Origin of the sequence: Paenibacillus sp. FSL H3-0302, assembly GCF_037982245.1 — a bacterium.
GTDB lineage: Bacteria > Bacillota > Bacilli > Paenibacillales > Paenibacillaceae > Paenibacillus_AQ > Paenibacillus_AQ odorifer.
In genome coordinates this window covers 2,177,049-2,200,748 of sequence record NZ_CP150284.1, presented here as the reverse complement: position 1 = coordinate 2,200,748, position 23,700 = coordinate 2,177,049, and the positions used below count along the sequence as shown (strand labels likewise).

Sequence of the window (23,700 nt, the reverse complement as noted above, 5' to 3'; positions counted from 1 at the left end):
GCAAAACAGAGCGGGCTCCTATCAATGACAGGGGCCCGCTCTGTTTTTGTTTTGATTATGACTAGCGGCGGTAAAAGGTGAAGGTGCCGTTTTTCATCTTTTTCTCAATCCACTTCAGCAAAAATATACGATACAAAGGCCGAGTTAACGGAAACACCAAGGAGAAACCTACAATATCCGTTATGAAGCCAGGTAAGATCAGCAGTAAGCCACCGAAAAAAATGCATAGGCCATCCAGCATCGTCCGGCCAGGAACGCGTCCCTCCTGCATATGTGTTCTGCTGTCTTGCAGCACTTTATTCCCTTCGAAACGCATCATCAATAGTCCGATAACCGAGGTCGTCAACATAAGCAGCAGCGTTTTGAATGCTCCAAGTTGATCTGCTACAAAGATAAAGCCGAATAATTCCACGGCAGGAATGATAAATAATGCAGCCCACAACCATTTGCTTCTAATCATACAGAACCCCTTTCTTCCCGCAGCGCTCCTTTAATCGCGTGAAACAGCTCCGGAAGGGCTCTATCCAGCCTGGCAGGCTTCCATTCTCGATTCACCCAAACATGATTTGTCGAGCCGGTAACCAGCAGTTCCCCGGGGAGGTCCATCGACCGCAATTGTCCCAAAGTAGCCGCTGAACCCTCTAAATTCCTACCTTCTGCTTCCGAGAGCCTCCGCACCTGATACTCAAATGCGACTCTTAACGCCGAAAAGGTAGTCATTCGCGCATACACGGAGATAAGATCATCATATCGCGCCGGACTTTTAAATTGCAAATCGGCTGAGGTAACAGGCAGCAGCACTCCCTGATTCTCAAGCTCACGATAAGTAAAGCCAAGCTGACGTAACAACTCCGTACGGCCAGACTCAAACCAGTTCAAATAATTCGCATGATACACTACGCCCATCTGATCACTTTCCTGGTATCGAACACGCAGGGTAGACTCATACCACCGGCTTCGCAAGCCGTCTTGCTGTAATTCCATTTATAAATACTCCTTTCGGCATAGGCAGCAGGGAGAGCTTTAGGCCCGGGCCCCGTCTGAAGATAGCTTTGTCGTCGATAGTTTGCTTCGGGAGCTTCTGGCGACATAAAATAGCAGCATCGCTCCTGCAATTGAACTCAACATACAAGACAGGTTCATCACTTCTACGCCGCCTTGATTGAGCAAGAATCCATTTAATAAATTGCCAACAACACCGGCAAAACCCGAGAACACCATATTAAAAACACTTTGCCCAGTCGCCTGCATCTCGTTAGAGGTGATCTGAGATACATATTCAACGGCAGCAATATAAAAGAACCCGAATGACAGACCATGCAGTACCTGCACTCCAATCATTACGGATGGATAAGGGAAAGCCACCTGAATACCCCACCGCAAGACATAAATAAGTGCGCCAAGGAGCAGCGTCCGCTCGCGCCCCAGCTTTTTGATTACCTTGGAAGCAAACAGCATGGAGGGCACGTTCGTTACAGATGCGAGGAAAAGCGCAATTCCTGCATAACGAGTTGAACCTCCAACCGACTGAAACGCAATGACGAAGTAGGTTCCAAAAGCAGTCATCGTCTGGTTCACAAGAAAACTGCCACCCAAAAACGCTAGGAACACCCGATTCCCCAGCAGCTTTTTAACCCCCTGAGAAAACGATTGCCGCATCATATGATTCTCTTCTGCCTGCTTCGGCAGCGTCAATGCAATAAGAACCGCAATCAGATTAAACATAAGAAAGGGCAGCCATATCGTGGATACAGAGAAGGACGATACATACAATCCGCCTAAATAGGCTCCCACAGCCGCTCCAATGCTCATCATAAGCCTTATACTGCCATAAGTAGCCCCAGCCCTCTTCGCCGCTGAAATCGCGTAAGAATCGGCTATAGGCGCCTGTGTCGAGGAAAAGATTGTAGAGAGGGTATACACCAGCAGTAACACTATAAAATATTCCGAACGGTAAAAGACGGCTAATAAAGCCGGTATCGCCACACTTAGGATTAGTACCAAACGCGTCTGATTATACCGATCCGAGACAATTCCCCATATTGGCTGAATCGTGATCGCAATTAGCGTGCCTGTTGCCATTAGTATACCTATCTGCCCGCTATCAAGTCCATTGTGGACAAGCAGCAGCGTTAGATATGAGCCAAATGAACCGCCGGCCAATCCTAAAAACAGATAAAAGCCACGCAGCTTTGATAATTTTTCCATTTTAAGCTACAAATCCTCTCCAGCTTCTTAATCAAGCATTGCACTCTCTTATATTTTAGCAGAACACCCGTACTTCCTATGTAATCACCGCATTTAATATAGCAGTACTATAAAGGCGGTGGACAAGTTGAATGATAAGCAAAATTCTAATCGGGTCAATCATCCATGTCTAAAAGACAAATCTAATTCGAACAAATTTCAAAGCTCCGGCTTCGGCTGGTCTTCAACAAACTGGAGCGGATATACGATCACTGGAAAAAAGGGGGCTTTTAACCGCATTGCCGGTGAATGGATCGTTCCATATGTAAAACCAACCTCTAAACCTTCCTATTCCTCTGCTTGGATTGGTATTGACGGTTTCAAGAACAGCAGCCTGATCCAAACGGGTACAGGCCATGAATTCGTAAATGGCCGTGCCCGGTATTACGCTTGGTGGGAAATCCTTCCTGATGTCGAAACGGTAATTCCCCTTCCAGTGAGCCCTGGAGACCATATAAAAGCGAACATCACGAAGGTAGGCCGCAACAAATGGACGATTACGCTCCGCAATTTGAGCCGAAATTGGATTTTTCGAACATTACAGCGATATACCGGACCACAAACCTCTGGTGAATGGATTATGGAGGCTCCCGAGGTAGACGGCTCGATCGCAAAGCTGGCGCGTGTCTCCCCTACTTGCTTCTATTGCTGTCGAATTAATGGCAAAAGTCCGAGGCTCACTCTCAATATGGGAGGAATCATGGTGCAAAATAACGCTACTATCGCCGTTCCTTCTTGTCCAAACCATCGTGGGGATTCTTTTACTGTCAAACGAACATACCCCAAATAAAAATACTCGAACCTATCATTCAAGATTTGTTACTAACAGCATAAATGGATTTAACATAATCTTCAATCGAATATGTTGATAAACACGAAAAAAAGGGCTGCCTCGCTTGTAGATTTTCACTACAGTTGAGACAACCCTTTAATTAAGCTTTATGGAACCTGCTAAACAGGTGAAGCCAATCGAGAACTACTCGATTGTGCTTACTTTTACCAAGTTAGTGGAACCAGAACGTCCAAGTGGAATTCCTGCAGTAATCACAACTAGGTCACCAGTTTGAACCAGACCGGAATCCTTACCACCTTTGATTGCTGTTTCCAGCAGCTCATCTGTGGAAGATGCAACTTGTCCGAACACTGGCGTTACGCCCCAAACGAGGGACAATTGACGCATAGTTCTTTCTTGTGTTGTAACGGCAATGATTGGTGCTTTAGGACGGTATTTAGAAACAACGCGTGCAGTATGACCTGTTACAGTCGAAGAAATGATAGCCTTAGCGTTCAGATCCAAAGCAGAAATTGCAACGGATTGGCTGATTGCTTCTGTAACTGTAGTTTCTTGTGCAGTTTGTTGTTTCATGAAGATTTCATGGTGGTTCAGAGCGGATTCCGCTTTCTCAGCAATGCGGGACATTGTAAGTACGGATTCTACTGGATATTTACCAGCAGCAGTTTCTCCGGAAAGCATGATTGCATCTGTACCATCTAAAATAGCGTTTGCTACGTCACTTGCTTCAGCGCGAGTAGGACGTGGGTTGCGTTGCATGGAATCCAACATTTGTGTAGCTGTGATTACTGGTTTACCAGCAACGTTACATTTTTGAATCATCAATTTTTGAGCCAAAGGTACATCTTCAGCTGGGATTTCAACACCAAGGTCACCACGAGCAACCATCAGGCCGTCAGAAGCTTCTAAAATTTCATCAAGGTTGTCAACACCTTGTTGGTTTTCGATTTTGGAAATGATTTGGATGTGAGAAGCGTTGTTTTTCTCAAGCAGCTCACGAATTTCCTGAACGTCGCTAGCTTTGCGAACGAAGGAAGCGGCGATAAAATCGATGTCCTGTTCGATACCAAAAAGAATATCGTTGGTGTCTTTTTCCGTAATACCCGGCAAGGAGATGTTTACTCCTGGTACGTTAACGCCTTTCTTGCTCTTAATCGTACCACCGTTTACAATACGGGTCTTGATTTCTGTACCTTGAATGTCGACAACTGTCAAACCAATCAGACCGTCATCAATAAGGATGGTGGATCCTACTTGAACATCGTTAGGAAGTTCGCTGTACGTGATGGAAATACGATCTTGAGTACCAAGGATCTCTTCCGTAGTCAGTGTCAGGTACTCGTCCTGAACAAGTTCAATCGGTTCTACTTCCAGCTTGCCTGTGCGAATCTCCGGTCCTTTAGTATCGAGCAGGATAGCAACTGTTTTGTTCAGTTCCTTAGATGCTTGACGGATCGTATTGATCCGAGCACCGTGCTCTTCGAAATCGCCGTGGGAGAAATTCAGACGGGCCACATTCATACCAGCCAAAATCAATTTTTTGATATTCTCCAACGATTCACTCGCAGGTCCGATCGTACATACAATTTTACTTTTCCGCATTAGGTTTTCCTCCGTTTTTTCGTTCTCTCTGTCTCACTTTTTCCAACTACAAAATCTACTACAAGGCTAACTAATTAAATAGGAACTTTGTCACATGTGCCTTTAAGTACGCCCTTATGAATATTACTGCAAACCAGACACAAAATCAATGTTGTAGGCACTTTTGGGTGTAACTTTAAGTCGAATTTTCTGTAAACATAAAAAAAATTAAAATAATCCCGTTAGTGGATCGAGATTATTTTAATTCCAATAAATTGTATATTTTACACTATATCCAAAAGACCCACTAAGTATAGCTATATGTCTTAAAGTGCAAATGATTTTGCACTTTTACACTTCTGACTTCACTTCTTCTTCAATAAAAATTTGTTCCTGCTGAGCCTCTGCAAACTCACCAATTTTACGGAATTTACGGTATCGATCATCCTTCAATTCCACTGAGTTCATCTGGGTTAGCTCCTGCAGATGCCGCCATAATGCATCCTTAATCGCCGCTGCTGTTGCTTCGTAATCCCGATGAGCGCCGCCTTTAGGCTCTGGTACGATCTCTTCTATAACTTCCATCTCAAGCAGATCAGCAGCCGTTATCTTCATGGCTTCTGCCGCTTGATCAGCCTTCGAAGCATCCTTCCACAGAATAGAGGCCGCTCCGTTAGGAGATATCGCCGAATAAATGGCATGTTCCAGCATGAGCACTCTATTCCCAACCGCCAATGCCAGGGCGCCACCGCTTCCGCCTTCACCGATGACCACACAGATTACAGGAACACCAAACTGAGACATCTCGCGTAAATTACGGGCAATCGCTTCGGATTGACCTCTTTCCTCGGCTGTATTGCCTGGGTATGCACCTTTCGTATCCACGAAGGTAATAATGGGACGTTTGAACTTGTCCGCTTGCTGCATCAGACGCAGCGCTTTACGGAAGCCCTCAGGGTGTGCACTGCCGAAGAATCGTAAAATATTCTCTTTGGTGTCTTTACCGCGCTGCTGGCCAATAACTGTAACCGGCAACCCATTTAGTTTACCGATGCCACCTACAATAGCAAGATCATCCCCAAACATCCGATCACCGTGGAGTTCAATAAAATCAGTGAAGATCTGCCCCATAAGATCAAGGGAAGTCGGACGTCCTTGATGTCTAGCCAAATGCATTTTTTGCGAAGGAGAAATATTAGAATATATCTCTTCCTCCAGCACACGGTATCGTTCTTCCAGCCTAGCTACCTCGTCCGTAAAATCAATACCCTTCTCTTCGCCAAACTGCTTCAGTTCAGCAATCTTCTTGCGCATTTCTACCAGAGGCATTTCAAAAGGCAACTCTCCTGCCAACCTAAAATCCCCCTTTCACGTCATGCAGCTCCAAAATTTTAGTCAATGTAGCGCGCATTTCTTTGCGGTGCACGACCATATCAAGCAACCCATGCTGAAGATTAAATTCAGCGGTCTGGAAATCATCCGGAAGCTTCTGGCGAATGGTCTGCTCAATGACTATACGTCCTGCGAAACCAAATACCGCTCCAGGCTCTGCAATAATTATATCACCAAGGCTGGCAAAACTCGCAGATACTCCACCGGTAGTAGGATCCGTAATTATCGAGATGTAAAGACCTCCAACCTCGTTAAAACGAGCCAGCGCAGCGCTGGTCTTCGCCATTTGCATTAGACTAAGAATACTCTCCTGCATTCTCGCTCCACCTGAAGTAGAGAAAATAAGGAGTGGAAGCTGTTGCTCTGTGGCCTCTTCTATCGCACGGGTGATCTTCTCCCCTACTACAGAGCCCATGCTGCCTGAGAAAAATTCAAAATTCATCACAGCTACGATGACTGGATGGCCACCAATGGAACCCTGACCCGTAATTACGGCTTCAGTTTGTCCAGATTTCAGCTGCTGTTGCTCCACTTTGGAAGCGTAACCCGGAAATTTCAGCGGGTCGATAGAATACATTTCACTGTCAAACTCAATAAAGCCCTCAGGGTCTAATGTCATTGCAATGCGCTCCACAGCATTTAGGCGCAAGTGGTGACCACAATTAGGACATACCTTTAGGTTCTTCTCTAATTCCTTACTATACTGGATCGTTCCGCATTTATTACATTTGCTCATTAATCCTTCAGGGATTTCACGTTTGGGGCGTTCGCCTTCCGCAGGCCCGCCGCTCCGCTCCAGACGTTCTGAAGGAATAGTCGCGTACTTCCGTTTCTTCTGAAATAAATCTTTGAACACACCCGCACCTCTTCAGCCGTTTATTTGCGTTATGCAGCTTGCCGCTGTCATGACTTTTGTCTTGTAAGAAACTCAGGGATGCAGAATAAGATTAAGGACTTCCTGTACTTCCTCCAGCTCACCTGAAGGAACCAATATCTCAAACTGCTGCTTGGACATATTGATTGGACGGCATTCTACCAAAAAACCTTCTTCTGTCAGCTTACTCTTAATCATATCCGCCACTCTGGCGGTCGGCGCGATATATATTACCGTCCACATGCCCTGCAAGGCCTCCCCAATCTTAATTCCCAGCCGTATCCCGTATAATGGAATTATGATAACACAGTTTTCTTTTTTCCCGCAACAGGAGTAGGGCATAGGAAGCAAGACTGAGGAACTTGTTCAAACGAAATAAAGGGGCTCAATTATTCCTTGTCCGTGCCTAAAGGATATACTTTTGCCCCTTCATGCCGATGAGCAATTCTGGCGGAAGCGGCGGCAGCAATGCCGGCAACAAGGTCATCCAAGAATACATGAATCCTACCTTTATCATCGTTCAGTTCACCAATGATTCCAAGCTTTATTTTGTCCAAATACCCAAAACCTGTCAGTCCGATCATCCCATATACCCCTGTAATACCAAGCGCCAGAGTCTCGTCCGCTCCGTAGAGGGATTCATCAGCCTCCATTACCGCCTGCAGCGGCTGTGGAAGCAGTTTTTTCTCGGCTAATTCATCAAGAGCAACACCTGTCATTAAAGTATACTGCACTTCTCTTTTGCCCAAAACAGACTTGACGCTGGACAGACATTCATCCTTGGTTAAACCAGGATAATAAACCGATTGTAAAATATATACGATTTCAGCAATGGAGGAAAGTGATACACCTCTGCGTTCCAACAGATCTACTGCCATTTGATAGGACATGCTGCGACTCCCCTTTCCGTACAGGGATGTGCCCTGTGGTTTCCTAATGTATGCGGAAAAGGGGAGAATTGTTCTTATTTTATTCTTACCGTACCTGCACCCAGCATAACCTCGATTCCCGCGAAAAGTTCCTCGGACGGCTTAATTCGATAATTATCGCTAAGAGCTAGGAGCTTCTGATCCTGTTCATAGAACAGAAGCGTCGCAGCAGGACCGGGATGATTCTGCAGCAGCTCTTTCAGGCGCGACAGCAACGCTGCATTCTCTGAGGCCGGCGTGATCTTGATAAAGACACGCTGGCCTGAGGTCGCCGCTGTTGCTGGCGCGGCCTGTGCAGGTGTTGCAGGCGGCGTTGTGCCGCCTGCTGGCCTGGCAGCCGGACCAGTGGCGGCACCGCTGGTCCGGGAAGCAGGAGCTGCGCCGCGTGGCGGCGCTCCTGCCGAGGCCGAGCGTCCCGCGCTGTACGAGCGGGACGCGGCGGCACTGCGGCGCTGCAACAGCCCGCGGAGAGCCTCCGCAGACAGCAGCGCCACTTCCTCGGCCAGCAGCTTGAAGCCTTCGTCTTCCTGCTGAACCTTAGCGCGCAAGGCCAGCAGCGCGCCCTTGGCAATCAAGCTGCGGCTTCGCTTCCACACCTCAGGGAAGAGTACGACCTCGCAGCGCTCGATCTGATCTTCCCATTCGACGAAGGCCATCGATTTTCCTTGCTTCGTCGTAATTTCCTTAACGGATACTACCATTCCGGCCGTAACCGTCTGGCTCTCATCCGCGGCTTCACCAAGATCCATCAGCCGCTGCATGCCGGGCTCCTCAAGCAGTTCCGCGCTATCATCAAGCGGATGGCCCGAAAGATATAACCCCAGCAGCTCACGTTCCATCTCCAGCTGCTGGCCAATGGTGAACTTAGGGATATCCGGATAGCGGATTTCCCAGTTCGGTGTCTCCACCAAATCGTCGAACAGCTGGATTTGCAGTTCATCCCGCTCCTTGCGCCATTTCAGCGCAGCGTCAACCGTCTCGTCCAGCATAGCCAGCAGCTGGGCGCGGTGACCCGGCAAACAGTCAAAAGCTCCCGCCTGCAGCAAAGATTCCACTACCCGCTTATTGCAGACCCGCAGGTCCACACGTCGACAGAAATCTAGCAGACTGTCGAACGGCCGCTCCTTGCGGACTGCCATAATGTTCTCCACTGCCAGCGTGCCGACGTTCTTAATGGCTGCAAGTCCAAAGCGGATATGCCCGGTTCCGGTTCCTTCGCCAGGAACCGGAGTAAACAATACGCCGCTCTCGTTCACATCCGGCGGCAACACGCCGATGCCTGTGCGGCGGCAGTCCAGCACATACTCCGCTACCTTGCGGTGAGTGCCCATTACAGCGGTCAACATAGACGCCATAAACTGCACCGGATAATGTGCCTTGAGATAGGCTGTCTGGAAAGCCAATACTCCATAAGCCGCGGCATGAGCTCGCGGGAAGCCGTAATCAGCAAAGCGCACGATCATGTCATAAACAGCATTCGCATCCGTTTCATTATACCCCTGCTGCAAGCTGCCTTGAACAAAATGGCTCCGTTCCTTATCCAGCGTCTCACGTTTTTTCTTTGAGACCGCTCGACGGAGCAGATCCGCTTCTCCTAACGAGAAGCCCGCCATCAGAGAAGCAATCTGCATGATCTGTTCCTGATACACAATGATCCCATAGGTGTCCGCTAATATAGCCTTCAAATCAGAATGTGGATACTCTACTTCAATCTCACCGTGTTTGCCTGCTATATATTTCGGGATAAATTCCATCGGACCCGGACGATACAGCGCTAGAACCGATACAATATCTTCAAAGCCGTTAGGCTTCAGATCTTTAAGTACTCGTCTAACGCCCGCCGACTCCAGCTGGAAGACCCCTGTTGTCTCACCAGCCCCAAGCATTTCATACGTAGCTGGATCATGATCTGGGATGACACGGAAATCCGGAACACTTCCGCTCATTTCTCTAATCGAATTCATGCAGCGTTCGATAATCGACAACGTGCGCAAACCCAGAAAATCCATTTTCAACAGCCCGACACTCTCCAAATGCTCCATAGAGTATTGGGTTAACGCCGTACTTTCGTTACCTTCCTGAAGTGGGACTGCATCGGTCAACGGACCTTTCGAGATAACAACCCCAGCGGCATGTGTCGAAGCATGGCGGGGCATGCCCTCCACCTTCATAGCCATATCCAGCAACCCTTTAATCTTTGGATTGCTATCATACAGTGCTTTAAGATCTGGTGTACTCTCCAGCGCCCTGGCAAGGCTGATCCCTAGTTGACCAGGTATAAGCTTGGCAGCTTTGTCTACCTCGTTATAAGGCAAGTTCAGCACCCTGCCTACATCACGAACGGCAGCCCGTGCAGCCATAGTTCCGAAAGTAATAATTTGCGCCACATGTTCTTTGCCGTATTTCTCCACTACATAACCAATAACCTCATCACGCCGTTCATCACTAAAATCGATATCAATATCCGGCATGGTGATCCGTTCTGGATTTAGAAAACGTTCAAAGAGCAAGTTATATTTCAATGGGTCCACGTCAGTTATTCGCAAAGAGTATGCGGTGAGACTACCCGCGGAGGATCCCCGTCCGGGTCCCGTAGCAATTCCCTGACGATGACAATAAGCAATAAAATCCCACACAATTAGAAAATAATCGCTGAAGCCCATACTCTCGATAACGCCCAGTTCATAGGTGAGACGCTTCTCAGCCGTCTCTCTTTGCTCAGGTGTAGTCCATTGCGGTGTATCTATATATCGTTCCTCCATCCCCTTCCAGCACAGCTCACGCAAATAAGCAGCGGAATCCATGCCTTCAGGGAGCGGAGAATAGGCAGGCAGAATATGATTGCCGAAGGTCAGCTCCAAATTACATTTTTCTGCGATCAATAAGGTATTGGCGATAGCCTGCGGCACATGCGGAAACAATGCCGCCATTTGCTCGCTGCTTTTTAGAAACAGCTGATCTGTTCCGATCTTGAGACGTTCCTCATCATCCACCGTTTTGCCTGTTCCGATGCAGATCAGCACATCCTGAACCTCAGCATCTTCCTTCGCTAAATAATGGACATCATTCGTCACCACAAGTGGAATTTCACAGTCCTCGGCAAGGGCGATCAGCTTGGGATTGACTCTCTTTTGCTCGGAGATCCCGTGGTCTTGCAGCTCCAGATAGAAATCTTCGCCAAAAATCGCCTTATATCGCAGCGCAGCCTTGCGCGCCTCCTCATCACGTCCATGCAGCAGATGCTGCGGCACTTCTCCGCCAAGACAAGCACTAAGACAAATAATCCCCTCTGAATGAGCTGCCAGCACTTCCATATCGATCCGGGGTTTATAATGATGGCCTTCCAGATGGCCGATAGAGATCAGCTTCATCAGGTTCTTGTAGCCGGTTTCATTCTTGACGAGCAGAATCAAGTGGTAGATCGGTTGATCTTTTCGACTGCCCCGCTCACGGCGTGAACCCGCGGTTAAATAAGCTTCACAGCCAATAATCGGCTTGATTCCATTCTCTTTACACGCTTTATAAAAGGGGATGGCCCCGTACATCACTCCATGATCCGTAAGCGCCAGCGACTTCATGCCGTATTCGCCGGCCCGGCGCACGAGATCGGTAATGCGCGCCGCCCCGTCCAGTAAACTGTATTCGCTGTGCACATGCAAATGCACGAAAGGGCTCATAACCCCACTTCCTCTCTACTGCAAAAATCAAACATAAGATGAAACTATTTTATCATATTAAAGGGGGACCCGCCCATAGAATGGATTAAGAGCATAAGGACAGGCAAAGCTTGTAAATGCCTCGTCCGGGAAGGGGCCTGTATGAGCATTTTTATGAGCAAAGCTATCCTCGACTTCTTTATCGCCTTCGGCATCGTGCTTGGCGGAGCTATGCTCGGCGGAATCGGCGCCGTTGTATCCCTGCAACCGCCGACGCAAACGATGCTGGATGTGGCAGATCGGATTAAAATATGGGCACTAGCAGCCGCTGTAGGAGGTACTATGGACCCCTTACGGGTCATTGAAAGCAACATGATTGGAGGCAACCTCTCCCCCGCCATCAAACAAATCATGTATCTTGCCTTCGCTTTTCTAGGAGCCCATATGGGCAGTGAGCTAGTAAAATGGGTGTGCGGCAGGGGGTAACGCCAGTGAGAGTTCCACCATTCAGTCGTTTTCGCAGATTCACCCAGATCTCCGCTATATTCATGCTAGGGATCGTCGTAGGAGCTGTCATATACAATGCTATTTACCATGTAGGATATAACGTATTATGGCTGCATAATCAAGATCTGCGTGTACAGATCGAGCAATATCAAAAAGATATTCAGACACTCAAAAAATACAATAATACCTCAACCGTGATCAGAGAAATCAAAATTCGATCGGAGGAAAGCAAATCCAAAGAAGATACCCCACTTGACCCCGTAACTGTAAAATTAATCATAAGCCAAATGGGCTCAGATCTGGAACCGATGCGCGGCCGCAGCATGTTCGATATTGATACAGACAGCAAACTGGTTAGACTGCTGTTGGATGGCAAGCTATACATTGTGCGTGACAAGGAATACTCTGTCAAAATCCGAACCATGCTCGTCATGGAAGGCGTCCTGCAAATCTGGGTAGAAATCAGTCCTTTTAAGCGCAGCTGACAGCCATCGTGTGATACAATAATGGACAGACGTGGAAATTACTTCTTGGCTACTGCAAGACACGATAAAGGAGCTGGCTGTCCATGGTTTTATTTATCAAGTATTTATTGTTTATCCTCCTGGTGATCTTTGTAATCGGTGCCGCTGTGTTCAGCATATCCTCCCGCCGTGCCTTAAATCCCCAAGATAAAGGGCTGAAACGCTCCGTCATGAATGTGATGCTCGGTGCTATGCTCGTAACGCTGTCCTTGATATCCATGTTTTTGTTTCGCGGCTCTACCGTTAATATCATTGTTGAAGCAGCCTTTCTGCTGATTGGTGCGTTCAACATCTTCTCGGGGCTACGCAGCTATAGTTTTTACAGCCGTAGTCGCAGCCGCAGCCAGGAACAACACTAGTCGAAAGCTTAACTGCTGTTCTGACGGAATAGAAAGAATAAAATAGACTCCCCTCTCTTTCAATGATGAGGGCAGTCTATTTAGCATGTATACGATCCTATTTACCGTATGCTATCCAGCTAGCAAACCATTTTTAGCCATGATCAATGGATTGCAGCATCAGAACAGCTTTGGCTACCAGAGTATCCGAGTGGCTGATCTCAATTTCAAGCTTACAGGTACGGCGGCTGATTTCGAGCAGTCTCGGCATTACAATGATCGCATGTTCGATCTGTACCGGTCGGATAAAATAAGTGGACATATTATCTAGTACATAATCATTTCCTGTGATGTCCTTAGCTGCTTTAAATGCCGAGAGCGTCATAAGCGTAGACAATATTCCTTCAGAAATCGTCCCAAGATCCGTGGCCATCTGCGGCGTAATAAAGCCATGGAAGAACAATCGTCCCTCTTCGTCCCGCTCATCCGCAAAACCATTCCAAATGAGATGATCAAAAGTCTCTCCCAGCTGAGGTTGATTCCGGACATCGCGTAAGCTTTGCAGCACTTCTTTACGGGTTAGGGAGCCTACCAGTTTACGGTTACGGTCCACTATGGGCAGAAAATCCACGCCTTCCCACATCATGATCTGGGCCGCGGAGGCTAGTGAGGTTTGCAGTGCAGCCGTAACCGGACTGCGGATCATCGCTTTTTCAATGATCTGGCCTTCCGTCAATTCCTCTACATCGCGGCGACCGATAATGCCGATGACTCGGTTCCATTCATCCGTAACGGGAAAGCGCTGCTCTCCAGTTTCCTCAGAAACCTGTCGTAGCTCGCCGACGGTACTAGAGATTTTTAACGTATTCAGGCGCGGTTTGCTGTCGATAATATCCTCTACCAGCATAATTTTTTTCTTAATCAATCTATCAAAAATAGCACGGTTAATCATTGAAGCGACGGTAAACGTGTCATGTCTCGAAGAAATAATGGGAAGATCCAGCTCGTCTGCCAAGGCCTTCACTTCACGGCTCGTCCCAAAGCCCCCTGTCACCAGAACCCCCGCACCCTGCTCCAGCGCTAGAGAGTGAACATCATCACGGTTACCTACAATCAACAGACTGTCAGCATCTATATAACGGATCATCGCATCGACCTTCATCGCCCCGATCACGTATTTATGCAGATGTTTATTTAGTCCACTTGCTCCGCCGAGCACATGCCCTTCAACAATATCAACTACATCGCCAAACGTCAGCTGTTCTGAAATGTTCCGAGGTTTCTTTTCTACACGAACTGTACCAATCCGTTCCTTCGTGATGACTATCCCGAGATTCTCAGCTTCCTTCACTGCACGGTAAGCAGTCCCTTCGCTGACTAACATTTCTTTGGCGAGCTTGCGAACAGATATTTTGGTGCCTACCTTAAGACCTTCAATATGCTGCAGCAGTTGCTCGTGTTTAGTAATCGCATCGCCTTGACCTTCCAACTGTTACACCCCCATGCTCCGATCTGTACTATACTGTACCTATTATACACGGATAGAATGGCTCAGTACAACCGATTCATAAGCTTCGAATTCGAATTTCACTCTCCTTACACAATCTACGATTAAGGTAGGTATTGCCACATAGTGAGTTTGAAAACCACCTTAAAATCGAATTTTTTGAAACTGAATATCTCTGATGCGTTTTAAGCTGACCTTAAACATTCGCTGCCTTTATTTAGCAACCTTTTCCTCTTTTTTATAGTCTGAGAATTAAAGAATGTGTAAAGGAGCATTGAAGATATGAACAAGACCGCTTTATTACTACTTACTATTACTTTGCTTTTTATAGGACTGGTCGGCTGTGGAAATACGGGAAACGAAGTAAAACAAGCAGGCCAGATTGAGTTGGATGCAAATAATATAGTGTCTATTAACTTAATTGAAAAAAAACAGCCCATGGCCACTATTTCGGATCCATCCTCGTTTGAACGTTTTGTTCAAGCCATAACTACTGCTGAATATGATAGAGGACAACTAGATATTGCTTCCAGCGATTACAGCACCACTGTGAACATGAAGGATGGCATAAGTTATGAGTTCTCTTTTTGGATCGGCGGAAGTAACAGTGGGTTACTCATTAAATCCGGACAAATGGGCCACTATCGTCTGTCAGATACCAGCAAAAAAGATCTATTGGACTTGTTTCAATCAACTTTTAAAGATAAGATTTCAACAGAAGACACTGCTAACCCACAGCCCCCAAGCGTTCAAGTTACTGTTGGCGGTGAGCGGTTCGAGGCTATTCAAGGCTCTTATTGCTGGAACGACAATGGCAAAGGTGTATGTGTGGATATGGCTTCTTACGATGAATTGGTTTCCAAACAAAAGGTACATCCTAAAGCCATCAGCGGTGATCGGGTAGAACTCGAGTTCTCATATGCACCCAAAGAGATAGAGGTTATGGCTTCATTTCCTCGTGAGGAACGACCGGACGAAACCCTTTCTGTGGACAAAAATAGTTTTCAACTCGCAGCAGGTAGCGGCAGACATCTGTATATCATCCATGCAAGATGGCCTCAGGGAAGCGCCAGTTATGTATTTGAAGTAGAAGGCTCGGTCAGTAAAAAGTAATCGGTTTGTTTTTGCAACAAGTGGGTGGGATGATGGTAGGATCATATCCATCCTCTCTACGATCAGAAAAAAAGTTTATAATATCGACGTGAAAGGAGCTGAGCTTATGCAATTTCTTGTTATACTCGCGGTTCTCGTTCCTGCAGTGTGGTATTACGCGGCTCTCGGTAAACGGATATCTGCAGAAGAAAAGAAGGCTGGAAGAGATCTCACGAATGAGATCAATCCTTTTACGGGTGGAAAATAACATTTAGCCCCCTGCTAGCAATGCAGGAACATATTAAAGCCCACTGGCTTAAGCTAGTGGGCTTTTTCGTATGAGTGTGTCTTTTGGCGCGGCAGTCTACGTTATTTGTGTCTCTCTTTTCGCCACTTCTGTGCTTTCCGCAGCATTCTAAAGCATTTTTGCCTCTCTTCGCACCATTGCCGCGCTTTCCGCAACTTTCTGAGGCACTTATGCCTCTCTTCGCACCATTGCCGCGCTTTCCGCACATTCTAAGGCATTTCCGCCCCTTTTTGCGTCACTCCTACGCTTTCCGCAGCATTCTAAGGCATTTTTACCTCTCTTTTCGCGACTTCTACGCTTTCGGCGGCATTCTGAGGCACTTATGCCTCTCTTCGCACCATTGCCGCGCTTTCCGCAACATTCTGAGGCACTTATGCCTCTCTTTGCGCCACTTCTACGCTTTCCGCAGCATTATAAGGCATTTTTGCCTCTCTTTTCTCTACTTCTGCAATTTCCGCAGCATTCTGAGGCACTTATGCCTCTCTTTTGGCTACTTGCGCGTTTTGCGCGGCATTCTACGGTATTTATACTTCTCTTTTCCCCACTTTTACGCTTTCCGCGGCATTCTAAGGTATTTATACCTTTCTTTTGGCTACTTTGGTGTTTTGTGCGGCATTCTACGGTATTTATACTTCTCTTTTCCCCACTTTTACGCTTTCCGCGGCATTCTAAGGCATTTTCACCTCTCTTTTCGCGACTTCTACGCTTTCGGCGGCATTCTGAGGCACTTATGCCTCTCTTCGCGCCACTTCTGTGCTTTCCGCAGCATTCTGAGGCATTTTTGCCTCTCTTTGCACTACTTCTGTGCTTTCCGCAACATTCTAAGGCATTTTTGCCTCTCTTTGCACGACTGCCGCGCTTATTCGAGAGACCTGAAGCTAATCTAGCTTTTTAGTATCCGATGCCAACTCTATTATCTTTGCGAAACTCTAGTTTCTTCATTCCACTTTGTCTGCCATTGCTCCAGCTTTGCTTTTCGCACAGCTTCCAAACGTTTGGTCTTTTCTTCATCAACCCCGATAATAAAATGCAAATGTGCCGCAATGACCATAAACGCAAAAAGTGACCAGACGACTCCAAAACCAAACACCCAGCTCGGTCCATTCGCAAGCGAAAGCTTCGGCAGTGCATACAAAAGCATGGCCAACGCCAGCAACAAATAGATACCATGTTTGAACTTGTTTCTTTTTCTCATTAATAACAGCTCCTTCGTAGACAGGATATTCGATTGAATCTATATCTCTACTCTATGAACATGAGGCCCGTAATATGAGACAAGTCCATTAAAAAATATATACCTTTTCAAAATTATGTATAAAAGGTTAGCATTTATATAGCAAGAGACGCTTATATATGAGATGATGATTTCATTTAGGGAGGCGTTTTTGAATTGAATGCAGCTTATAATCATACCGAATACATAATTCGCAAAAAAGTATTTTCGATCATGGGTGCGAAACTTCATATTTTTGATAGCTCTGAGCAGCTTGTGCTCTATTCGCAAATGAAAGCGTTCAAGCTTAAAGAAGACATTGCACTTTATACGGATGAGTCCATGCAGAAGGAGCTTCTGCGCATAAAAGCCCGCAACGTGGTCGATTTTAGTGCTACTTATGATGTACACGATACAGAGTCCGGTGAGCATATTGGTGCTTTTCGACGTAAGGGTCTCAAATCTATTTTGAAGGATGAATGGATTATTCTTGACCGTCATGATCAGGAAATCGGAAAAATCAAGGAAGACAGCACCGCGATGGCTCTACTGCGCCGCTTCATCGCTATTATTCCGCAGAAATATAATATCGAGATGGATGATACTACGATCCCTGCATTCAAGCAAAATTTCAATCCATTTGTCACCAAAATTATGGCTGACTTCTCGGAGGATCGAAAAGGCAAGCTTGATCGCCGCTTAGGTTTGGCAGCTGGTATTCTTCTCTGCGCAGTCGAAGGTAAACAAGATTAGGTTGAGGTTGATGGTTGGGGTTGGGGTTGAGGATTAGGTCGAGGTCGAGGTCGAAGTCGAGCTTGAACTTAAGCTAGCCCTATAGTCACAGCCACAAGAAAGAGGGTGTTTCCAGAGCCACCGGCTTCGGGAACACCCTCTTTTGATTTTCATTGTTGAAATTTATTCGCCGTACAGTTGAGACAAACTCTCGGTGATAATTTTATTTACATCCTCGATTACAACGCTCAGACGGCGTTCCGCATCGAACAGACGACGAATGCCAAGATTCAAGTTAAGCACCTCGAACAGCTTCTCCATCTTTTCCATTTCTTCCTGTGGAGGCATTTCTCCGCTCATCATCCGTTGTTGCAGCTCCATCTGACCTTGGCGGAAATTGTCCAGCATCGCTTTCGCTTCAGGATCTGTTTCTACGACCTTCATGGCATTTCTGATATCCGATACCTCGCTGCTCTCTTTAATGGCTTTCGCCAGTTCATGTGCTTTGTCGTGAATGCTCATTATGATTCCTCCTAAAAGTTTTGTTAGCGTACACTCCTCAGATCGTCTTCGTACAAAACTCACTTCGAAAGCATACGCTTAAGTTTTGTTAGCGTACACTTCCTATCGTCTTCTTACAAAACTCACTTCGAAAGCTTACGCTTAGGTTTTGTTAACAGCCGCTTCCTGAATCTACTCTGCTCTAAAAACTCACTCCGAAAACATACGCTTAAGTTTTGTTAGCAGCCGCTTCCTGAATTCACGCTGCTTTAGTTTCCAATATTCGCTCATTCCATACTTGTTTTGCTTCTTGGGCCGAGCTTATGAAATGACTGGGCAAGGTTTTTAGCGATTAGGTCAATCACCAAGGGTCATCTGTCTCCATATGATGAATGATATGTAACCCTTAGCTACCAAATTGCCGGCATCATGCTGCCTACCGGAAGGAGATCCACGATGTCCCAATTCAAGATCCCGGTCCATACGGTCAACTCGGGCATCCTGCAGGAAAACGCTATAATGCTTGGCGAAAAATCCATGAAAAGACTCAAAATCCCGTCTCACGGAACACTCCAGCTGGCATTCGGCTCTTTCCGGCAGGAGGTTACCATTATCTCGGCTCCCAAATCCGACATCCTGCGTGTAAGCGAAGGACTGGCGCAGCGGACCGGATGGAAACACCGACAAACCCTCAACGTTTCTTACAGCTCTGTAAGCCGCACCTTGCGGCTTGGACCGTTGATCGGCGTGCTCGTCAGTCGTGACCATCCAGATAATCTCGACAGGTTGTTTGGACCCATTACCATGTTCTGCCGGGAATTGACAAATGCCTGCCACACACAAGGCGCCTATGTATATTTCTTTACCCCGGAAGCGCTGGAAACACGCAGTTCTTCCATTCAGGGCTGGGTATACAACGAGGGTTGGAGAAAAATGAGTCTGCCCATTGCCGATGTAATCAACAATCGGTTAACGACGCGAAAGGTGGAGAATAAACCTAGCGTACAGCATTTTTTGGCGGATGTAAAATCACGATATGGAACGCATTTCTTCAACGAAAAATTTCTTGACAAGACAGAGGTATTTGAAGCTTTAGCGCAAGACCCTTCCCTGCAGCGGTATTTACCTGAGTCGCATGCGTTGAACGGCTTTGCCGTAATGAAGAAGATGTGCAGCCATTACCCAAGTGTATTTTTGAAACCTGTACGAGGCAGTCTCGGCAAAGGCATACTTCGTATCTCTAAAGAAGAAGGCGGAGGTTACCGTCTGTTGTCTACTACCTCCATAGGTACACGCAAGCAAAGCTACACCACTCTCGCTAAATTGTACCAGTCCATCGCTCCCAAAATGAAGACTACTCGATACCAGATTCAGCAGGGATTGCCTTTGATGGAGCTAGGAAGGCGGCCTGTAGATTTCCGGGCACTTGTTCAGAAGAATGGCAGCGGAAAATGGGGGGTTACCTCCATTGTCGCCCGCACCGCCGGAAGCAATCACTTCGTGTCTAATTTAGCTAGAGGTGGCAGTCTCAGCACTGTAAAAGAAGCGGTTAGCAAGAGCAGTCTTCCTCCGGGCGCAAAAGAAAACGTTCAGCTTCAGCTGCCCAGAGCAGCACTTGCCATTGCAAGAGGGGTCGAAACCTTTATCCCCGCTCATTTCGGAGAGCTCGGAATCGATCTGGCACTGGATCAATCAGGACGAATATGGCTCTTAGAGGTTAACTCCAAGCCCTCCAAGAACGATAATACACCGTTAAACGATCAAAAAATAAGACCGTCCGTCAAGCAAATGATTTTATATTGCCGCTACTTGGCCGGTTTATAAGGAGGACACGATGACTGAAACAGAAGTGGGGTTCCTCGGCATTATGACAGGCCGCCGCAACGGGAATCCACCGATCGCCGAGCCAGAGTTTTGCAGTCATTTATGCCGGGCAGCTCCTCTATACAGCCTAAAAGTCCTCGTATTTCATCCAGACGGAGTAGCGGCAGACGGTTCCTCCATTACCGGCTATACCTGGAAAGATGGAAGCTGGCAGAATACTACTTCTTCACCGCCAGATATTGTCTATAATCGCTGCTTTTACGAAGGTCCTAAAGAAAGAAAAGAAGCTTCCGCTGCTCTCTCTACTCTTCATCGTTCCCTGCCTTGGTCTCGAGGTTTGCCAGATAAATGGGGTGTACATGAGATATTGAAGCGCGACCGGAGAGCAGCGGCAATACTGCCGGAAACTGTACTCTATACCGGTACCCGCAGGTTAAGTACAATGCTTGCTGAAAGAGAATATGGAGTCTTTCTAAAGCCCAAGGCCGGCACCCATGGCAAACGTACATTACATGCCATACTGCAGAACAGAGGCATGAGAGTACGAGGGCGTGACGGTACAAATACACCTTTTCAATATGTTTTCGACTCACAGGCTGAAGGACTGAACTGGATTCATGAATTTATCGGCTCACGCCGCTATATTATACAGCCTTTCCTGCACCTAACGAATAGTAAGGGGCAACCGTTCGATGTGCGTGTATTGATGCAAAAGAATGGCCTTGGCCGCTGGACTCTTACCGGCATGGCTGTACGGCTGGGTAACCAAGGTTCGCTGACTTCGAACCTGCATGGCGGCGGAACAGCTGTTTCTCCCCTGCCTTTTTTGCTTGCTGAATATGGTCAGGGTGGAAAAGACATCATGCATGAGCTTGCTGCAGAAGCTGCATACTTGCCTCCCCTACTGGAGGCTGCATGCGGCAGGCTTGGAGAACTCGGCCTTGATTTCGGTATTGATTCGAGCGGTCGGATTCATTTACTAGAAGCAAATTCCAAGCCAGGGCGCACGGTATTCCGGCTGACGGGCGACCGCCGGGCTGCTAAGCTCGCCGCCGAGAATCCACTGTCTTATGCGCGCCATCTACTGCTCACACAACGACGGATACCATCCCTATCTACGGGCAGCTCCGTTACAAACGGGAGAATGATAACAATGGTTCCTAAGGAGGATTCATAAATGAGTCTCACTTTTTGCAATGTGCATTTCACTAAGCAGCCCCAAAGAGTTGTATATGTATCAGGTGCACTGATGAAAAGCTTGAAGTTAACGGGGAAAAAAAATATACGCTTAAGGCTCGGTAAAGATGCCACCCCGACCATGATCAAGCCCATCAAGCGCGCCGGAAATCACCTATATCTCGCCTCAGGCGTAAAAAGCGCTATCAAGGTTCCGAAATCAGGTGGTGTCTATTTACGCAATCTACAGAATGACGAGGTGCAGCTAGGACCTTTAGTTGGCATATTGTCCGATGGTCCTGCTTCCTCGTCTCAGCCCTTCGGTTCTCGCACAGGGTTCATCAAGCAATTACTGCGGGAAGGCAGCAACAAATGTTATATATTTGCCTTTATGCCGCGTGACATCAACTGGCAACAGGAACAGGTCTATGGATATTTTTTGACTTCAAGCGGTAAGTTTGAACGAAAAATGGTCCCTCTACCTGATGTTGTCTATAATCGATTGCCCAGTCGGAGAGCTGAGACCTCACCCTATATCAACCAACTTCGCGAACGATTTATGCGGAAAAGAATTCCATACTTTAACTGGAGCTTTTTCAATAAATCCGATATCTATAAGCTTTTAGAAAATGATGGGGCGGCAAATCGATATGTACCTGAAACCCACAGCAATCCGTCCACGGAAAAAATGAGAGAAATGCTGGATCACCATCATTTTGTATACTATAAACCTTCTGCGGGAAGTCTGGGTCACGGCATTTACCGGCTTACCTATCTCCCGAAAAAGGGGTATTTTGCCCGCTACCGCCGCGGTGGAAAAAACGTTCTTTTACGCTTTACCACCTTTGAAGCCCTTATGCGTATGCTTCGTTCGCGTCACGGTCAAAATCTGCAAAATTATATAGTTCAGCAGGGAATACGTCTCATTGAAATAGATGGCTGCCCGATTGATTTCCGGTTCCATATGCATAAAAACGGCAGTAATCAGTGGATTGTAGTCGGCATAGGCGCTAAAAAAGCCGGCCGTGGCAGTGTCACCACTCACCTTAAAAATGGAGGAGCATTGCTTACACCTCAGCAAGCACTCGGACGTGTATTCGGCGCAAGAGCTGATGAAGTACTGCAGCGTGCAAAGACTACAGCCATCAAGCTGGCAGAATCACTAGAAGTCCAGCATCGTCATTTGCTCGGTGAAATTGGCTTTGATCTCGGAATTGATCAGGATGAAGACATCTGGATGTTCGAGGCCAACGCCAAACCAGGTCGTTCCATCTTCCGTCACCCTTCCCTGCGCGCTGAGGGCAAAGCTTCCATCGAGCACATTCTGGAGCATTGTCTATACCTCAGCAAATTCCGCAGGAGGGATGAGATGTGAGCACCCATAATCCGGAAGATACAAAACCTGTTATTGCCATACTGACAACCAGCGATAAAGTACGGCAATTTAATGGCAACCGCAGCAACTTCCGGGACATTATTCGCACAGGCAAAGAAATGGGATTTCTTGTCTACGTCATCACTGTCCGTGACCTCAAACTTGAGGAACGGATGGTGAACGGATATGTCCCATCGTCCAGCGGTAAAATCTGGTACAGCATTCCTGTACCTCTTCCACAAATCATTTATAACCGAATTCCCACCCGTGAGGATGAGGAAAAACCTGCTGTGGTACGTAAAATAGCTCAATGCCTGGAACATCCAGGCATTAAGCTATATAATCCATATTTTTTCAATAAATGGAGTCTGTTCGAATGGTTACGGGGTTCGCACTCCACCTCAAAGCATGTTCCAAAAACGAGACGATTACGCAGTGCAAACACCCTTACTGCCATGCTGAACCAGCATACCAGCCTCTACCTTAAACCAGAGAATGGCAAAGCAGGAAAAGGAATTATGCGCTTAAAATATCGTGCAGATACCGCTTTGCCTTACCGGCTCCAAATTCAAAGCGGCAAAAAAAATGTGACGTACAAAGCAGCTTCCATGGACCGGCTCTGGGCAAGAATCGGAAAAGAAAAAGGAATCTCTCGTTATATTGTGCAGCAGGCTATTGAACTGGCGACTCATCGGGGAAGACCGTTTGATCTGAGGGTGCTTCTGCAAAAAAACAGCAGAGGCGGCTGGGGAGTCACTGGCATAGGTGCACGCCTCGCCGGTGCCCGAAGTATAACGACACATGTACCACGCGGCGGTAGTATTGAAGAGCCTGCCAGCATGCTGGAAAGTACATTTGGAACCGAAAAAGCAGCCATGATCCTGAAGAGCGTGCCTACAACCGCCCTTCTTATCGCTAGACAAATTGAAAGAGCTTCTGATTCTATGCTCGGAGAGATGTCGATGGATCTGGGTGTAGATGAGAATGGGGGACTCTGGTTCTTTGAGGCCAACTCCCGGCCGATGAAATTTGATGAACCCGCGATCCGCAAGCTGTCCCTAGAGCGAATCTTTCACTACGGCCAGCATTTAGCGCGCCAGTTTAAATAGAAATCATTAAAAGGATGTGACAC

23 protein-coding genes are annotated in these 23,700 nt (G+C 47.1%); 11 read left to right on the top strand and 12 right to left on the bottom strand.

Annotated features, from left to right (window positions below; all coding sequences use genetic code 11):
- Positions 1-61 precede the first annotated feature (61 nt).
- Genes MHH50_RS09565 through MHH50_RS09555 form a run of 3 tightly spaced genes read right to left on the bottom strand, consistent with a single transcriptional unit; the run spans position 62 to position 2,208 of the window.
- On the bottom strand, positions 62-460 hold the full coding sequence (locus tag MHH50_RS09565) for an FxsA family protein (protein WP_076124906.1): 399 nt from the start codon (positions 458-460) through the stop codon (positions 62-64).
- The gene (locus MHH50_RS09560; protein ID WP_038569667.1) at positions 457-984 is read right to left on the bottom strand and encodes a thioesterase family protein; all 528 of its coding nucleotides are present in this window, start codon (positions 982-984) and stop codon (positions 457-459) included. Before MHH50_RS09560 ends, MHH50_RS09565 begins: the two co-directional genes overlap by 4 nt.
- A 39-nt stretch (positions 985-1,023) precedes the next feature.
- Positions 1,024-2,208, bottom strand: coding sequence for an MFS transporter (locus MHH50_RS09555; protein WP_036678905.1), 1,185 nt, complete (start codon positions 2,206-2,208; stop codon positions 1,024-1,026).
- A gap of 127 nt (positions 2,209-2,335) precedes the next feature.
- Between MHH50_RS09555 and MHH50_RS09550 the strand changes: the two genes are divergently transcribed.
- Complete coding sequence (locus MHH50_RS09550; protein WP_076124905.1) at positions 2,336-3,037, top strand: G1 family glutamic endopeptidase; 702 nt, start codon at positions 2,336-2,338, stop codon at positions 3,035-3,037.
- A gap of 186 nt (positions 3,038-3,223) precedes the next feature.
- On the opposite strand, the gene pyk is transcribed toward MHH50_RS09550, so the two are convergent.
- The 6 genes from pyk to MHH50_RS09520 form a co-directional block, all read right to left on the bottom strand.
- On the bottom strand, positions 3,224-4,642 hold the full coding sequence (gene pyk / locus MHH50_RS09545; RefSeq protein ID WP_076146191.1) for a pyruvate kinase: 1,419 nt from the start codon (positions 4,640-4,642) through the stop codon (positions 3,224-3,226).
- A 330-nt stretch (positions 4,643-4,972) separates the two neighbouring features.
- Positions 4,973-5,974: an acetyl-CoA carboxylase carboxyltransferase subunit alpha gene (locus tag MHH50_RS09540; RefSeq protein WP_036678900.1), complete on the bottom strand. Its 1,002-nt coding sequence runs from the start codon at positions 5,972-5,974 to the stop codon at positions 4,973-4,975.
- Position 5,975: 1 nt separating this feature from the next.
- Positions 5,976-6,869, bottom strand: coding sequence for an acetyl-CoA carboxylase, carboxyltransferase subunit beta (gene accD / locus MHH50_RS09535; protein ID WP_076124903.1), 894 nt, complete (start codon positions 6,867-6,869; stop codon positions 5,976-5,978).
- A gap of 72 nt (positions 6,870-6,941) precedes the next feature.
- Entirely contained in the window at positions 6,942-7,130 is a 189-nt protein-coding gene (locus MHH50_RS09530) for a hypothetical protein (protein WP_036678895.1), read from the bottom strand.
- Between the two features lie 146 nt (positions 7,131-7,276).
- Entirely contained in the window at positions 7,277-7,777 is a 501-nt protein-coding gene (locus MHH50_RS09525) for a phosphatidylglycerophosphatase A (RefSeq protein WP_036678892.1), read from the bottom strand.
- A 74-nt stretch (positions 7,778-7,851) separates the two neighbouring features.
- Positions 7,852-11,493: a DNA polymerase III subunit alpha gene (locus MHH50_RS09520; RefSeq protein ID WP_340034235.1), complete on the bottom strand. Its 3,642-nt coding sequence runs from the start codon at positions 11,491-11,493 to the stop codon at positions 7,852-7,854.
- 141 nt (positions 11,494-11,634) lie between these two features.
- Here MHH50_RS09520 and MHH50_RS09515 point away from each other — a divergent pair, with 141 nt between their 5' ends.
- From MHH50_RS09515 to MHH50_RS09505, 3 genes are all read left to right on the top strand, one after another.
- Positions 11,635-11,958 (top strand): YtrH family sporulation protein, encoded by a 324-nt coding sequence (locus MHH50_RS09515; protein WP_036678886.1) that lies wholly within the window; start codon positions 11,635-11,637, stop codon positions 11,956-11,958.
- A 5-nt stretch (positions 11,959-11,963) separates the two neighbouring features.
- Positions 11,964-12,464 carry a DUF4044 domain-containing protein gene (locus MHH50_RS09510; RefSeq protein WP_038569663.1) on the top strand — a complete coding sequence of 167 codons (501 nt, stop codon included), beginning with the start codon at positions 11,964-11,966 and terminating at the stop codon, positions 12,462-12,464.
- Positions 12,465-12,547: 83 nt separating this feature from the next.
- Complete coding sequence (locus MHH50_RS09505) at positions 12,548-12,862, top strand: YtpI family protein (RefSeq protein ID WP_076124899.1); 315 nt, start codon at positions 12,548-12,550, stop codon at positions 12,860-12,862.
- Positions 12,863-12,995: 133 nt separating this feature from the next.
- Here the strand turns inward: MHH50_RS09505 and MHH50_RS09500 are convergent, their stop codons facing one another.
- Complete coding sequence (locus tag MHH50_RS09500) at positions 12,996-14,330, bottom strand: DRTGG domain-containing protein (RefSeq protein WP_076124897.1); 1,335 nt, start codon at positions 14,328-14,330, stop codon at positions 12,996-12,998.
- 300 nt (positions 14,331-14,630) lie between these two features.
- Here MHH50_RS09500 and MHH50_RS09495 point away from each other — a divergent pair, with 300 nt between their 5' ends.
- Positions 14,631-15,461 carry a hypothetical protein gene (locus MHH50_RS09495; protein WP_340034234.1) on the top strand — a complete coding sequence of 277 codons (831 nt, stop codon included), beginning with the start codon at positions 14,631-14,633 and terminating at the stop codon, positions 15,459-15,461.
- Positions 15,462-15,567: 106 nt separating this feature from the next.
- A complete protein-coding gene (locus tag MHH50_RS09490; protein WP_175617313.1) occupies positions 15,568-15,708 on the top strand; it encodes a hypothetical protein in 141 nt (46 codons plus the stop codon).
- A 952-nt stretch (positions 15,709-16,660) separates the two neighbouring features.
- Here the strand turns inward: MHH50_RS09490 and MHH50_RS09485 are convergent.
- Positions 16,661-16,942: a hypothetical protein gene (locus tag MHH50_RS09485; RefSeq protein ID WP_076202990.1), complete on the bottom strand. Its 282-nt coding sequence runs from the start codon at positions 16,940-16,942 to the stop codon at positions 16,661-16,663.
- Between the two features lie 195 nt (positions 16,943-17,137).
- Between MHH50_RS09485 and MHH50_RS09480 the strand changes: the two genes are divergently transcribed.
- The gene (locus tag MHH50_RS09480) at positions 17,138-17,713 is read left to right on the top strand and encodes a hypothetical protein (RefSeq protein ID WP_076124891.1); all 576 of its coding nucleotides are present in this window, start codon (positions 17,138-17,140) and stop codon (positions 17,711-17,713) included.
- A 162-nt stretch (positions 17,714-17,875) separates the two neighbouring features.
- Here the strand turns inward: MHH50_RS09480 and MHH50_RS09475 are convergent, their stop codons facing one another.
- A complete protein-coding gene (locus MHH50_RS09475) occupies positions 17,876-18,214 on the bottom strand; it encodes a YlbF family regulator (RefSeq protein ID WP_036683973.1) in 339 nt (112 codons plus the stop codon).
- 435 nt (positions 18,215-18,649) lie between these two features.
- Here MHH50_RS09475 and MHH50_RS09470 point away from each other — a divergent pair, with 435 nt between their 5' ends.
- Genes MHH50_RS09470 through MHH50_RS09455 form a run of 4 tightly spaced genes read left to right on the top strand, consistent with a single transcriptional unit; the run spans position 18,650 to position 23,677 of the window.
- A complete protein-coding gene (locus MHH50_RS09470) occupies positions 18,650-20,017 on the top strand; it encodes a YheC/YheD family protein (RefSeq protein ID WP_076124889.1) in 1,368 nt (455 codons plus the stop codon).
- 10 nt (positions 20,018-20,027) lie between these two features.
- Positions 20,028-21,194, top strand: coding sequence for a YheC/YheD family protein (locus MHH50_RS09465; RefSeq protein WP_076308253.1), 1,167 nt, complete (start codon positions 20,028-20,030; stop codon positions 21,192-21,194).
- Entirely contained in the window at positions 21,195-22,568 is a 1,374-nt protein-coding gene (locus tag MHH50_RS09460; RefSeq protein ID WP_036683976.1) for a YheC/YheD family protein, read from the top strand.
- A complete protein-coding gene (locus MHH50_RS09455) occupies positions 22,565-23,677 on the top strand; it encodes a YheC/YheD family protein (RefSeq protein WP_312150849.1) in 1,113 nt (370 codons plus the stop codon). Before MHH50_RS09460 ends, MHH50_RS09455 begins: the two co-directional genes overlap by 4 nt.
- Positions 23,678-23,700 lie beyond the last annotated feature (23 nt).